The following is a 13,605-nucleotide window of genomic DNA, read 5'->3' on the forward strand; positions in this document are numbered from 1 at the left end:
GTAGACGTAGCCGTAGAGCCTACGGCTACGTCTACTTATTTTTTTGTTTTGGAGGAAAACTAAAAAAGCTCTATGATTGAAAAAAGAAAAGCAACGTCAAAATTCTTATAAAAAAAGTCAAACTGTACTACTCAAATCATTCTAAAGGAGGAACTACCTCTTCAAAAACAATCTCTGTATTCTCTCCACATTCTTCACATTTTAAAATTAATTTTTTCACATACCCATCTTCACCCAAGTCATCATTAATAATCTTCAGTTTTTTGCTTTTACAGACCCTACACTTACACTGAGCAATTGGGTCGGAAACTTTCTGTCTTATGTTTTCGTAGATACCTACTAACGATGTACAAAGAGTAACACATGTTGATGCTTCATAGAATGTTGAATTGCTCGAATGGGTGATTTTACATGCATAATCCCAGGTAGCTTCCGTAACTTTCTTTATGATACTTCTATAGTCTCCATTATCTGATCCATCCAAGCAGAATTGAAGAAACAGCTCTGCCTTTTTCTTAAAATTTGATGCTTGCGGCTGCTCTTTATCACTTGCCATTTCTTCAAAATAGACAGAATTTCCTAACTCAATTAGTATTTCTCTACACTGCACCCCAATTGCTTGAAAATCTTCAATTTCTACTGCAGTATCTATTGATGAGGCAATAATCTTGAGTTTCCTAAATAATTGCGGAGCAATATCACAGCCTAAAGTTATTGCCTCTATAAATTCCTCCGGTTTGTATTCAGAAGAAGCATTCATCCTATCCATTAATCCCATATGAAAAGAGTAAACCTCATCAGCAGAAAAATAATAGGCTTCTTGAGGGTATAAATTCATTGGAACAGAGTCTCCTTCGACGACCCACCAAGCTCCTTCTGTATCAGTTTTAACATTCCAAACTCGTACTTCTACGCCTAAATCGTTAAATTCATGCTCCGGTTTTGCACTCACAACCTTACATTTATTTTGACTTTGCCATTCAACATATTTAGAAACTTCCTCCAAGGTTCTGTTAGCCATTATTTTTAACTCCTCGTTCATATTAAGATAAGTCGGTAATGTTCTCTAAACCATATGTTTCCCTCAAAGCGTATAAATCCCTTCCGATTTTCAAGCCCTGCACCATTTCACCGTGCTATTTTCTCTCCAAAAAGGTAACCGCTTACTGAATCAATTTCGAGGGCAATCAGGGCAGTTCACCTTTTTCACTAAAAACGCACAAAAAAAGCCCTCAAGCCCTGCAGAAACAGGACTTGAGGGCAAAAACCAGCACCGTTACCAGTGGTACGGTTCTCCCCGGCTAATCTTAAATGCGCGGTACACCTGCTCTACCAAAAGCAGCCGTATCATCTGATGGGTGAACGTCATTTTTGAGAAGGAAAGTCTTTCCTTAGCTGCCCTCACTACTTCAGCGGACAGTCCGAAAGCCCCGCCGATGATAAAGGTTATATCGCTTTGGCCGCTGAGGGCCAGACTGTCAAACTTGGCGGCCAATTGTTCCGAAGATAGCGCCTGGCCGGCGACATCGAGCACAATGAGATAGCTTCCCGTCCGCACGGCTTTTAAAAGGCGCTCACCCTCACGGGTGAGCGCTTGTGCTTTTTCTGCCGGTGACGGATTGTCCGGCATACGTTCTTCCGCAAGTTCGCTAATGTCCAGCTTGCAGTAAGGCGTAAGCCTCTTTAAAAATTCCTGAATACCGGCAGCTAAATACTTTTCTTTAATTTTCCCTATGGCAACAATTGTTATTTTCATCGTTATTGTTCAGGCATTTCTTCCAGCAATACTGTGATGGTCGAGTTTTGCCCATTGCGTTTTATGACCACTTCTACTTTGCTGCCTACCTGCTGGCTGTCAAGTACGGCTCTAAGTTCAGCCACGCTATTGGTTTCAGCACCGGCGACTTTGAGAATGACATCCCCTTCACTAATGCCGGCCTTGCTGGCCGGACCGGAAGGAGATACTTTAGCCACATAAACCCCCTTGTCCAGTTTAAGTTCATAGCCGTATTTCGCGGCGGAGGCCTGGTCTAAAGCGCCTACTCCCAGATAGGCCCTGACCACCCGGCCTTTATCAATCAGGGATTGCAGTATCGGGCGGGCACTGTTGATAGGAATGGCAAAACCGATTCCTTCTACACCTGACAGGGAAATTTTCGCGCTGTTAATCCCGACAACCACCCCGTCGGCATTAACAAGGGCCCCGCCGGAATTGCCGGGGTTAATGGCAGCATCGGTCTGGATGAGTTTGAAACGACGCTCGCCGATATCAAGCGACCGGTTTAAAGCACTGATTACACCGGCGGTGACACTGCCTTTGAATTCAAGGCCAAGCGGGTTACCGATCGCAATAGCCGGTTCTCCCACCATAAGCGAATCCGAATCGCCGAGCGTAGCTACCGGCAGATTATCGGCCTCCACTTTTACAACAGCTAAATCTGTAGCCTGGTCGACACCAATCACTTTACCGTCCACGGTACGGCCATCCGACAAGGATACGGATATTTCCTGCGCATCCTGCACAACATGATAATTAGTCGCTATGTATCCTTGCGCGTCAAAGATAACGCCTGAGCCTGTTCCTTGTTCGACCAGTACTTTGCGGTTGCTAAAAAAGTCGCGGGCCAGTCCTTTGTTGGTAATCCCGACAACAGCCGGTCCAACCGACTGTGCCGCCCGGACAATGGCTGTATTGCGGGCTTCCGAAACCTGTGCCTGAACAGTAGGCGGCTGCAGCGCTTTAAAGGGCGATTCTGTGTTTGGCTTCTGAGATTTATCCATAACTTTGCCGGCACATCCCAGCACCAGGGTAGCGCCAACAATCATACTAATTAATGATATAACAATATAGGGTGTCAGCTTTTTGAACCATTTCATATGATCGCCTCCTATTGGTGTTTGCAAATTCCTGATATTTGCTCAGGATAGGTAAGATGCAAGGTAATGTCTTGATTCACCTTACAGCCTTCTTGGGTTATAATATCGGCAACCGTTTTTTCCGCCAGTTCGGGCCGGTTATTTTCCTGGCTCATATGTGCCAGAAATACATCGGTGTGCTGCTTGCGGTTCAGTCGCGCCAGTGTCCAGCCGGCATCGGTATTCGCCAAATGCCCGCGGTTGCTCATAATTCGTTTTTTCAGAGGCCAGGGGTAACTGCCGTTTTTCAGCATATCAACGTCATGATTTGACTCTAACACCAACACGTCGGAAAAGGCTAATGCTTCTTTGACTGTCGGCGTTACAAACCCGAGGTCGGTCGCTATCCCTACTTTGGTACTGCCTGCATATAGACGAAACCCGACAGGATCGGCCGCGTCATGGGAAATACCGAAGGGTTCAATTTTTACCTTGCCGATATCCAGACTGTCGACAAGCGTCAGGCAGCATTCATCCGGCAATACATGGCGGCAATACATGGATTGCCAGGTATCCGGCCGGGCGTATGCGGGCAGATGATATTTTTTGAGCAGTGTCGTCAGCCCGCTGACATGATCGCGATGTTCATGGGTGATGAGTACACCGTCAAGATCTTCAATATTGGTTCCGAGTTTAGCAAGGGACTGCTTGATGCGTCGTGTACTAATACCGGCATCCACCAATAATTTGGTGTTTTCCATTTCCACAAATATAGCATTTCCGGTACTGCCACTGGCTAAAACATGAATTTGCATAATTACCTCTTTGATTAACTATCTTATTGAAATTAGCAATATATTCGACCCGGCAGCCAACAAATCCTTTTTCCCTAAATAAATTATGAACTTACTCCGAAAAAATCTACTTTGCCCGGTAATTAATCGAAGTTATCAATTAATATGTCCATGTCCGTTAGCTGCACTCTGCCGGCAGTTTGGCTGTGACCGCTTCCCGCAGTGCCGCCGGCAGTGCCGCCAATAAAGTTGCGGTAATCTCCCTTAGCCTTATACTGGTTTTCGCTTCAAACCGCAAGGTAAACAAGGGTTCCGTCACCGAGGCACGAATCATCCCCCAGCCATCATCAAACTCAATGCGTACTCCATCGATCCGGTTAGGCTTATAAGCGGCCAGTTTCGCCGCCACCTGATGAAGAATGGATTCCTTATCAGAACCTGTATAGGTAACGCGGATGTCCGGTGTCAGCAAATAGTTGGGAATGGCGTCTACCTGCGCGGCCAGACTGCCTTGTTTAGCTACTAATTCACATATTTTAAGCCCGGAAAACATACCATCGTCATATCCCAGTTCGCGGAAAAAAAAGTGGCCGCTGATTTCACCGGCAAACAATGCCTGTTCCTGAATAAAGGCAGTTTTGCTAAAAGTGTGGCCGGCGCGGGCCATAATGGGACGTCCGCCTGCTTTTGCCACCTCTTCCGGTACAACCATGGAACACTTGGCATCATAGATAATCGTACCCGGCCCGGCGGCAAGATACTGCCTGGCGATTAACACCATGATATCATCGTTATCAAGTGGACGCCCTGCTTCGTCAACAACGCCCACCCTGTCACCGTCACCGTCAAAGCCAATTCCCAGCGCCGCCCCTTCTGCCCGCACCACAGCACCGAGCGCAGCGAGGTTTTCCGGCAAAGCAGGATTGGGGGGCCGCTGCGGAAAACGTCCATCCGGCGTACAATTCAGTTCGACAACTTCATAACCCAGCCGCTTGAACAATGGGGGCGCAATGGTGGCGGTTGCACCGCTGCCGGCATCAAGCACAATTTTCAAATTCCCTGTATTGGCTTTGCCGGCCGTATACTCCAGATACTTCTCGATAACCGGCAACTGCGTGAGCTTGCCGTCACCGTGAGTCCGGGCATTTTGTTCAACCAATAGCCCAATATGAGCAATTTGTTCTTCGCTGACCGGTTTAGAACCAAGCACAAGCTTAAAACCGTTATACTGGGCAGGATTATGCGAAGCGGTTACCATAACTCCGCCGGTTGCACCGGCAGTCTGTAACGCATAGTAAAATACGGGAGTAGCTACTGTCCCGATATCAAGTACCTGGCAGCCGGACTCCACTAGCCCGTCAATCATCATTTTTTGCAAGGCCGGCGTAGATAAGCGTACATCCCCGCCTACCACGACCTGTTGTCCGGTAAGGATAACCCCGATGGCCAACGCAATTCGCCTGACCAAATCGTCGGTTAAGTCCCTGCCTGCCACACCGCGAATATCACACGCTTTGAAAATGCTCATGCCTTTCTCCTCTCTGGCTTAGAAAACCCGGCTACCCGCTGAACCTTTAGCACAGTGCCAGCCGACGGTTGCACTTATGTTAACAGAAGTCAATAATAAGTTCTGTTTGACTAACTAAAAGACTTGGCTATAGCCAAGTCTTTTAGTACTAGTCATTATTGTATCACTCCCGTAGGCCGGCTTCAACCGTTCTCTGTTCGCCGCGAAAAATAATAATTCATTTTATGGCTATTGTATTACCGGACACTCCACCAGGTGCACAGCGCAGGTAAAGCAGGGGTCAAAAGACCGGATCACCCGTCCGGCTTCAACCAAATTGGCGCCATCCGCTACCGGCGTGCCGATAAGCGCCTGTTCGACCGGCCCGCGCATTCCCTTGCTGTCACGCGGCGAAAAATTCCAGGTTGTCGGCGTAATAATCTGGTAATGAGTCACTTTATTATGCCGGTATTCCAACCAGTGCCCCAATGCCCCCCGCATAGCGTCAGTCAAGCCCACGCCACTTCCGCTGTCAAGCGGTGTAAACGGCTGGCAGGTGGGTGAATTGGGCACAATTTCATTCAGCCAGCCTTGAGTCAGGCGGCATATCTTTAATGTTTCTTCTGCCCTGGCAGCCAGACGGTCCATAACCGAAATTCCCCGGCGATAACCGCCATTAATAAACCCCCGCGCCAACGGCCCGCTCTCCACCGGCATATCATGATACCTAGGCGCCTTGACCCACGAATAAGCCTCCGCCTTGTCCCGGTCGGGGATAGTGCGTCCTTCCTGGGGGATTCGGCTTTCCTGATCATCAGTATACCAGCTATAGCGAATTTCCTCCGTAATCAAATTGGCGTCAAGTGCCTCCAATCCCTGCTTCATGATCAAGCCGGCTTTGAAAGCGCGTTCGCCTGTTACCGGTGCGGGAAACATGCCATAGGACATAAAATTGCCGTAGCCGCCCCCTATGGAGTAGTAATCTTTATAGTAATCAGCAATAACCCGGATATCATATAGAAAAAAGTTTTCTACCCACTCCGCCAATTCCTGCAGAATGGCGCTATAGGCCATTAGCCGCTCGCTTGACGCCTGCTCGGTAACGCCGGTAGGCATAATAGTCTGCTGATGCGGCGCCTTGGCGCCAAATACAGCCATAGCCTCATGCGCCCGCATAGCCATTACTGTACCTTCCTTGGCATGCTGCAAAAGTTCGGCGTTTAGTTTAGGCGGCAGGCGGAAATCCGCCTGCATTCCGGGCAAGTAAGGAGGCATGTCCGGCCCTTTGACATAGTCATACAATACAAGCAGATAAAAATGCCGCAAATGATTTTGAATGATATCCGCGGCAAAGATTAAGTTCGTTAACTGCTGGCCGGTTGGAGTTGGTGCAACACCAAAGGCTTGCTGCTGCGCCATAGCGGCGGCGACGGCATGAGCACCTGAGCAAATTCCGCAGATCCGCTGAGTAAACAGCGCAGCATCTTTCGGGTCGCGACCGACTAACATATTTTCAAATCCCCGGAACAAATGCCCGCCCAGCCAAGCATCTACAATCCTGCCGTTTTGCACCTCAACCTCAACTTTAAGCGGCTCATGGACACGTGTTACGGGAAAAACGGTCTGCCTGGCCATGCTGATCACCTCCTGTGTTTTTGCCCCGGGCGAAAAAAGTCAACGACTTTCTGGCGCAGTGTTCTGGGCAGCCTGCGTTTAACCTTACTGCGTTCCAGGCTTTTACTTTCGCTAATCAGTGCATTTTGCTGCCGAATAAGGTCATCCAGTTCCTGTTTAAGCTGTTCCAGATTTTCCGGGGGATCAGGCTCAGTGGGCTTCGTACCGTCGAGCCAGTGTTTCCCCACCCGCTTGGCAACAACACTGGTAGCAAGATACGCGCCGACTGCCGCCGTTCCCAAACCAGCCGCAGCCGCACCGAATTTTTTAATATTGACGGCGCCCAATGGCGTTTGCAGATCAGGTAAATGCTGATAAAACGGCATCGTATTATCAGGGAACCCCGGATTGGCACAGCCGATACACGGCGCGCCGGCTCTTACCGGCCAGTTAACATAATGATTCCACTGTCGTTTAGGGCAATCGGCATGGGTAATTGGTCCTTTACAGCCAACCCGAAACAAGCAACCGCTTTCACCGGGAAACGAGGCAAAAATTCCATCTTCAAACTGCTGGCGGCGCTGGCATAAATCATGGATGGTTTGACCAAAGAACATTTTAGGCCGGTTATAACTATCAAGCTCCGGTAAGCCGTACATAATGAGATGACTGAATGTACCTGTCATCCAGTCCGGGTTGGCAGGACAACCGGGAATATTAATGACAGGCTGTTTGATCACTTCCCATACTCCCTTGGCTCCTCCCGGGTTGGGATAGGCCGCCGCGGGACCGCCAAAGCAGGCACAGGTTCCGACAGCAATAATCTGTTTGGCTTTAGGAGCAAACTCCTGCAGCGCTGCCAGTCCTGTCACCATTTGATTGTCCCGCTCAAAAATATGATTATAGCGTCCGTTATCGGCAGTCATAACAGACCCCTCAATAACCAGCCAGAACTTGCCGGCTTCCTTTTCCACAGTATCCATTAACGCCTGCACAGCTTCCGAACCTTGTGCAACATTAAGCAGCCAGTTATACCGCATATCGATCATATCGGTAAGCACCTGATGAAAGTTGGGATTCACCGCATTTTCAAAAGAAATGGAATTGCCGGTGCAAGATCCAAGCTCCAGCCAAATAACCGGCGGTTTAGTCAGTTTGCCTTCAGCAAAAACCTCACGCATTATGGGTATGAGGCAGTCGGTTAAACTAACGCTCGCTATTGTGGCAGTACATAGTTTGAGAAATTCTCGCCGGGTGAGCATTGACTCCCCCCTTATAGGCAATATTACCGCAATGTTAATTTTCCCAAGATTGGTCAATCTATGTAAAAAAGGGCACGCCGGCAAGCGTATCCCTTAATTTGCAATTTTACTATATTGCTTCATATTGTTTTGGGCCCACAGATTCACCATTGTCTCATAGCTGGCATAATCCATACCCAGTGATCTTTCAATTGCCTTATTTACCGGTACACCCGATTTTAGAAATGCAAGGACCTGCGTCAATTTCGCATCCCCTTGGACTTCCGCAATATAGCGAACGGCTGCCAGTGACTGACGATAGGCCAGTGCTTGATTGGGCAACCCGTCAAAATCGTGGTCAAGTTCCTTAAACGAATATCCCCCGCCTGACAAGCCATTCTCTGCGGTTAACCATTCATAGCCGTTAACCTTATATTCAACATATTGAGCCAACCCTTCGGTAAACCAGCGGGTATAATTGCCCCTGGCCAGATGGTCCAATACCAGATGGGTATATTCATGAGCCAGCGGGCCGGTAGTAATAAACTCCTCGACCGATTGGCTGTTTTTCATCCAGGCCTTAGGCGACAAAATCTGAATGACTCCACCCCAGTAAAATCCCATGGCATTTGATTCCCCTACCCAGCCATAAGCCCCTTTCATGGCTTGACGGTCAGGATAGATCAAGATCAAAGTCTTTTTCTCCGGAGCATAGTTAAGCGTTGCCGTCACCGGCTCATAAGCCGCCTCGGCGGCGGTTGCCACCATATCGACGCTGTCAGCGTCACGCTCCGTATAACGAATAAAAAAATGCGGCGTCTCCCTGGCCAGCATATCTCTTGTCTGAAAATTAATCTTTAGAACAACTGCCTGCCGTACCAGAGGGTACAGCCACATTTGCGGCCGGATCGGCACCATGCTGACAATGAGACAGATCAGCGCCAAACCAATGATTAACGGCACACCGCCGGGAATTGTTTGCATAAAAGTACGCATGATTTGCTGCCCTCCTTTCGAGCAAGTAAAGGACATTATATCATGCGTACAAGTTTACTTCTACAGGTTTTTTATGTAAATATAAAGTATCGAATAGAATAACATCCTGCTAACCTTTTGGAACCGTACCGCCAACAATAGCAACTCCGCTACTTGTCCCCAGGCGCGTGGCGCCGGCGGCAATCAGTTCCTTGGCCTGTTCCAAAGTACGAATCCCACCTGAAGCCTTAATGCCAATTTTATCGCCAACGACCCGTTTGATTAGTTGAATATCAGCCACAGTCGCACCGCCTGTGCCAAAGCCTGTGGAGGTCTTAACAAACTGGGTGCCTGCTTCTATCACGGCGTGACAGGCGCGGCGCTTTTCTTCCTCGGTTAATAAACAGGTTTCAATAATAACCTTAACAAGAACGCCATCCGCAATCTCAACCACTTGCTTAATGTCATCCGTCACGACTTCCCAACGCCCCGCCTTGGCGGCCCCAATATTCATAACCATGTCCAGTTCACCGGCCTTACGGAATACGGCTTCTTTCGCCTCCGCTACCTTGCTGCCGGTAAAGGTTACCCCAAAGGGAAAGCCAATAACAGTGGCGGTTTTTACTCCCGTACCGGCCAAACAATGAGCAGCCAAATCAACATAAATAGGCTGAACACAAACAGCGGCAAACTTAAACTGTTCCGCTTCCTCACATAGTTTGATAATATCCTCTACCCTAGCTTCCGGCTTAAGCAGGGTATGATCAATGTAGCCTGCCAAATTCATTATTCATAACCTCCCTTAGTGCAAAAAACCAGGCTGTGGCACATTTCCGGCTAATCCGCCTTTTTTTGTCTGCGCAGCCGTTTTAAGGTTTCTGATTCTGGTTAAGACAATGAAATAACGAAAAGACTGCCGACATGCGGCAATCTTTTCGTTATTTTCACTGGACGGCTAACTTGCTGCCGAAGCGGCCGCCTGACATTTGGGACACACACCATAAAAATAAAATTGTTGGCCCTGGATGGTATACTTAGTCGTTGCAGCAACCTGATCGGTAAACTCAGTAGAATCCACCCCATGCAAGTCATCAACCCGGCCGCAGCACATGCAACGAATATGCGGATGATTTGTGGTGTCAGCGTCATAGCGAAAACTATCTTCGCCAACGTTAAGCACCTGTACCAGCTTCAAGGTTTTTAAAATCTCAATTGTTTTATACACGGTCGCCAAACTCATGGTCGGATATACCGGCTGAAGCTCGTTGTAAATCATTTCCGCACTGGGATGCGCTTTCGTGGCAACTAAAGCATTATAGATCGCCAATCGCTGCGGCGTAACTTTGAACCCTTTGTCTCGTAACAATGACGTTACACAAATATCCACAGATCTCCCCTACCCTTACTACAAATTACCACCGGAAAATTGTTATTGAATAGTTCTTTTTCTATTTTACATCTTACTAATTGGCAATGTCAAGGAATTTTACGCAAAGAATTTTTATGCAAAAATAAGCCGGGAATTCTGCATTAGTATGCAAAATTCCCGGCTTGTTGTCTCATTATCTGCCTATATGGCTACTGCCCTTGGCTAAATTTAGATTGAACCTGGGAAATTTCCTGCGGGCTGGCGTTTTTCACATTATAGTAACCTTTTTGCTGCATTAAGTCGAAAATTTGTTTTTCCTGACTGTGAACATCCCCCAGAATGGTCAGATAGTCCCGGCGAAGTGTATCGTTGGTGGACTCCAGTGCAAAAGTATTAACAGCCGCCGCTGTATACTTGGCTTCGTTGAGCGCAAGCTGCAAAAGTTCACGTTCGGAAAGATTACTGCCTTGGCCACTCATGCCGCTTTGCATTTGCTGCCCGGATTGTTGACCCATTTGTGCCACGTTATCACCTCAATTATTGTAAATTCTGACCTGCATTTAGATGTTTGCTCATGGTTTGAACATGCTGCTGACTCTTTTGACCGAGCTGTTGGAAAAGTTGCTTAGCCTGAGCATCTTGCACATTGCTGGCAAAGTAACTCATCGTTTTGGCACAATTTTGCTCCATGCCCAAAAAATCTTCAAGATGCATCAATTCTTTGGATGATAACACATGTATTCCCTCCTTTGCGATTTATTGGAAATAGCATGTGTAGTAAACGCAGTTTCTATTCAGTTTTACCCTATTTTACCATCCTGTGGCTTATGACATTCCACGCGGTTGCGTCCTTGTTGTTTTGCATGGTAAAGTGCCTGATCGGCAGCATCAATCAATTCTGTTTTTGGATCACTCCAGGTACTGGAACTCTCAAAGGTGGCTACCCCTAAACTAATCGTAATTTCGATAACTGTCTGATCCACTTCAAACTTGGCATTTTCAATAATCTTCCTAAAGGTTTCAGCCAATTGCACCGCCTCAGCCAGGCAGGTCTCCGGCAGGACTGCCGCAAATTCTTCGCCGCCGTAGCGGGCAGTCATATCGGTCTGACGGAAATTTTCTTTTATTAATACTCCCATCCTCTGTAAAATCGCATCACCTGCCAGATGGCCCCAGGTATCATTCACTTTCTTGAAAAAGTCGATATCAAACATGACCAGGCTTAACGGCCGATGATAATTGATGGTACGGCTAATCTCGCGTCCAAGGACAATTTCAAATTGACGGCGATTGGCCAGCCGGGTTAAGGGATCGGTAAGCGCCATAGCCTGGAAATGATCGTATAAATAAGCCCGTTCAAGTCCAATTGCCGTCTGGCTGGCAATGGTGATTAGCACAAGTTCTTTTCCTGGTGGAATTTCTTGCAGCGGGTCATTCCAGGCAAGAACGATCAGCCCCTGCAGTTTACCGCTCGCCAGGAGCGGCAGAATATTCAGGCGCCGCGATAAAAGCACCGACATGGTAATCAGTCCCCGCTCACTCTCATAGGCGGTATCTGCATCGATATTACTAAGCCCGCTCCAGGGCCAGGTCATCTTGCTATCAGAAAAAATATGCTGCAAATGGTTAATTTCCTTTTGTTCTAAACCGTTGGCAAACACCGGTTCAGTATGGATGCCGTCGTCCCGGTGGTGCATGATAAATGCTACAACACCATTTGCAGCAAACAGATTATACAATTTATCCGCTATGCCGGTCAAAATGGCTGCCGGTGATTTCTGCATCGCCAGTTCCTTAACAATGTCATACAGTAAGCTAAGTTCTTCAAAGCTTTCAACCGTAGTTTCATAGGCCCTGGCATTTTTAATGGCTTCACCCGCTTGATGGGAAAAGACACTTAAAAATTGGGCGTCATGAGTAGTAAAATTTTTTTCTTTACGGGAAAAAATCTCCAGCACGCCAATTACATCACCGTTATGCCTGATCGGTGCGCCAACCATGGATTTTAACCCGGCCCGCCTCACAGCGTCGATCATCCAGTCCGGATAAAGACTAAGCCGGTCAACCACAAGCGGCTTTTTCTCAAGATATACTTTCCCCATAAAACTATTTTCCGGACTGATTTTATCCGGAGGTTTAAAACTGCTGATATAGGCTACAATTTCCAGTATTTTATCTTTGACCAGCGCCAGATATACATGCTCACACTGAAATACTGTTCCCGTTGCCGAAACGACCTGCTGCAACATCCCATCCAGATCGTGTTTACTCGCTAGCGTAGCCCCTAACTGGATGAAGGCTTGCTTTAGGATGCGTTCACTGTCTTTGGTGTCTTTGTATAACGTCATATTCTTAGAAACCATGGCCCTAAGCGCGCGATTAAGGCGCGCAATTCGAATATAGGGACATAAGAAAGATGTTTGCAGTAAAGCTCTTAGTACACAATAATAGGCTGCAATTTTGTAGATATGTCCCAGCAAGTTGATACTGTCATAAACATCGCTATATAAAGTAAAGGCCACTCCGGCCACCATACTGAAAATCAGGCCGACCCGCAGCAAATATACTGCTTTATGGGCAGAATTCCGGTGGCCGTACAGATATACAGCCAGAAGATTCAGCAGCACGGTCAGATATTCCAGGACAACTTTTCCCAAGGTTATTCCTTGTCCTGGTATAAACATTGGTGGCAGGGATTGTTCAAATGCTATGACCAAGGCTATGGAGACAAACGCCGTTACCAATGTTACTGATAGAAGATACAACCGGTGAAAAGCCGGATTCTTGCTGCGGCGTGGGATATAAACAGCTGCCAGCAGGCCGGCACCGGCCAAAAGCCGGCTGATAATCCAAAACAGCGCCGCCTTATTTCCATTATTTGCGGTTATAAAATCGGGCATGCCTTTATAGGACAACAAATGTGCCAAATCCAGCAGGCCTACCGCCAAAAAAAACATAGCTATCACCAAATCGCGGCTGTTTTTGGTTTGCGGCCAACCATACCAAACAACAATAAACATAGCGAGTGCTATGCTTATACAAATAATCTCACAAGCAGAATGGAAAATCAGATAATTCTCATTGACATAAACAATATAAAAAACTTTAGGCACCCAGGAAAATAGCCCCAGGATACCACATAATACGGAAGCAAGAACTGCTAACTGGACACTAGAGCGCATGTGATTCACCAACAGCGACACCTTTATCCCCCCTCCCAAGAAGAGCACACATAATACCTATGCTACT

The 13,605-nt window shown here is 47.5% G+C and carries 13 protein-coding genes; all 13 read right to left on the reverse strand.

Annotated features, from left to right (window positions below; all coding sequences use genetic code 11):
* Window positions 1–136: 136 nt before the first annotated feature.
* The 13 genes from BLR65_RS17550 to BLR65_RS17610 all read right to left on the reverse strand — a co-directional run bounded on the left by BLR65_RS17550 (window position 137) and on the right by BLR65_RS17610 (window position 13,559).
* Window positions 137–1,021: a hypothetical protein gene (locus BLR65_RS17550; RefSeq protein WP_075758071.1), complete on the reverse strand. Its 885-nt coding sequence runs from the start codon at window positions 1,019–1,021 to the stop codon at window positions 137–139.
* Between the two features lie 255 nt (window positions 1,022–1,276).
* The gene (gene rlmH / locus BLR65_RS17555) at window positions 1,277–1,756 is read right to left on the reverse strand and encodes a 23S rRNA (pseudouridine(1915)-N(3))-methyltransferase RlmH (protein WP_093795486.1); all 480 of its coding nucleotides are present in this window, start codon (window positions 1,754–1,756) and stop codon (window positions 1,277–1,279) included.
* A 2-nt stretch (window positions 1,757–1,758) separates the two neighbouring features.
* On the reverse strand, window positions 1,759–2,877 hold the full coding sequence (locus BLR65_RS17560) for a S1C family serine protease (protein WP_093795487.1): 1,119 nt from the start codon (window positions 2,875–2,877) through the stop codon (window positions 1,759–1,761).
* 11 nt (window positions 2,878–2,888) lie between these two features.
* Window positions 2,889–3,671 (reverse strand): MBL fold metallo-hydrolase, encoded by a 783-nt coding sequence (locus BLR65_RS17565; protein ID WP_093795488.1) that lies wholly within the window; start codon window positions 3,669–3,671, stop codon window positions 2,889–2,891.
* 157 nt (window positions 3,672–3,828) lie between these two features.
* A complete protein-coding gene (locus BLR65_RS17570) occupies window positions 3,829–5,178 on the reverse strand; it encodes a phosphomannomutase/phosphoglucomutase (RefSeq protein ID WP_093795489.1) in 1,350 nt (449 codons plus the stop codon).
* Window positions 5,179–5,406: 228 nt separating this feature from the next.
* A complete protein-coding gene (locus BLR65_RS17575) occupies window positions 5,407–6,792 on the reverse strand; it encodes a nickel-dependent hydrogenase large subunit (protein WP_093795490.1) in 1,386 nt (461 codons plus the stop codon).
* Window positions 6,793–6,797: 5 nt separating this feature from the next.
* On the reverse strand, window positions 6,798–8,033 hold the full coding sequence (locus BLR65_RS17580; protein ID WP_093795491.1) for a hydrogenase small subunit: 1,236 nt from the start codon (window positions 8,031–8,033) through the stop codon (window positions 6,798–6,800).
* 93 nt (window positions 8,034–8,126) lie between these two features.
* On the reverse strand, window positions 8,127–9,008 hold the full coding sequence (locus tag BLR65_RS17585) for a peptidase MA family metallohydrolase (RefSeq protein ID WP_093795492.1): 882 nt from the start codon (window positions 9,006–9,008) through the stop codon (window positions 8,127–8,129).
* A gap of 109 nt (window positions 9,009–9,117) precedes the next feature.
* A complete protein-coding gene (gene deoC / locus BLR65_RS17590; RefSeq protein ID WP_093795493.1) occupies window positions 9,118–9,774 on the reverse strand; it encodes a deoxyribose-phosphate aldolase in 657 nt (218 codons plus the stop codon).
* Window positions 9,775–9,942: 168 nt separating this feature from the next.
* On the reverse strand, window positions 9,943–10,374 hold the full coding sequence (gene perR / locus BLR65_RS17595; protein WP_093795494.1) for a transcriptional regulator PerR: 432 nt from the start codon (window positions 10,372–10,374) through the stop codon (window positions 9,943–9,945).
* Window positions 10,375–10,565: 191 nt separating this feature from the next.
* The gene (locus tag BLR65_RS17600; RefSeq protein WP_245692877.1) at window positions 10,566–10,871 is read right to left on the reverse strand and encodes a spore coat protein; all 306 of its coding nucleotides are present in this window, start codon (window positions 10,869–10,871) and stop codon (window positions 10,566–10,568) included.
* Between the two features lie 22 nt (window positions 10,872–10,893).
* The gene (locus tag BLR65_RS17605) at window positions 10,894–11,091 is read right to left on the reverse strand and encodes a hypothetical protein (protein WP_093795496.1); all 198 of its coding nucleotides are present in this window, start codon (window positions 11,089–11,091) and stop codon (window positions 10,894–10,896) included.
* A 65-nt stretch (window positions 11,092–11,156) separates the two neighbouring features.
* The gene (locus BLR65_RS17610; protein ID WP_093795497.1) at window positions 11,157–13,559 is read right to left on the reverse strand and encodes an MASE3 domain-containing protein; all 2,403 of its coding nucleotides are present in this window, start codon (window positions 13,557–13,559) and stop codon (window positions 11,157–11,159) included.
* Window positions 13,560–13,605: the final 46 nt, after the last annotated feature.

The organism is Sporomusa acidovorans (assembly GCF_900101845.1).
In the GTDB taxonomy this organism is placed as follows: Bacteria; Bacillota; Negativicutes; order Sporomusales; family Sporomusaceae; genus Sporomusa; species Sporomusa acidovorans.

Coding starts and splice junctions, on each gene's coding strand:
- BLR65_RS17565 (WP_093795488.1), bottom strand. CDS start 3,671: ATGCAAATTCATGTTTTAGCCAGTGGCAGTACCGGAAATGCTATATTT.
- BLR65_RS17550 (WP_075758071.1), bottom strand. CDS start 1,021: ATGGCTAACAGAACCTTGGAGGAAGTTTCTAAATATGTTGAATGGCAA.
- BLR65_RS17575 (WP_093795490.1), bottom strand. CDS start 6,792: ATGGCCAGGCAGACCGTTTTTCCCGTAACACGTGTCCATGAGCCGCTT.
- BLR65_RS17560 (WP_093795487.1), bottom strand. CDS start 2,877: ATGAAATGGTTCAAAAAGCTGACACCCTATATTGTTATATCATTAATT.
- BLR65_RS17570 (WP_093795489.1), bottom strand. CDS start 5,178: ATGAGCATTTTCAAAGCGTGTGATATTCGCGGTGTGGCAGGCAGGGAC.
- rlmH (WP_093795486.1), bottom strand. CDS start 1,756: ATGAAAATAACAATTGTTGCCATAGGGAAAATTAAAGAAAAGTATTTA.
- deoC (WP_093795493.1), bottom strand. CDS start 9,774: ATGAATTTGGCAGGCTACATTGATCATACCCTGCTTAAGCCGGAAGCT.
- BLR65_RS17600 (WP_245692877.1), bottom strand. CDS start 10,871: ATGGGTCAACAATCCGGGCAGCAAATGCAAAGCGGCATGAGTGGCCAA.
- BLR65_RS17585 (WP_093795492.1), bottom strand. CDS start 9,008: ATGCGTACTTTTATGCAAACAATTCCCGGCGGTGTGCCGTTAATCATT.
- BLR65_RS17580 (WP_093795491.1), bottom strand. CDS start 8,033: ATGCTCACCCGGCGAGAATTTCTCAAACTATGTACTGCCACAATAGCG.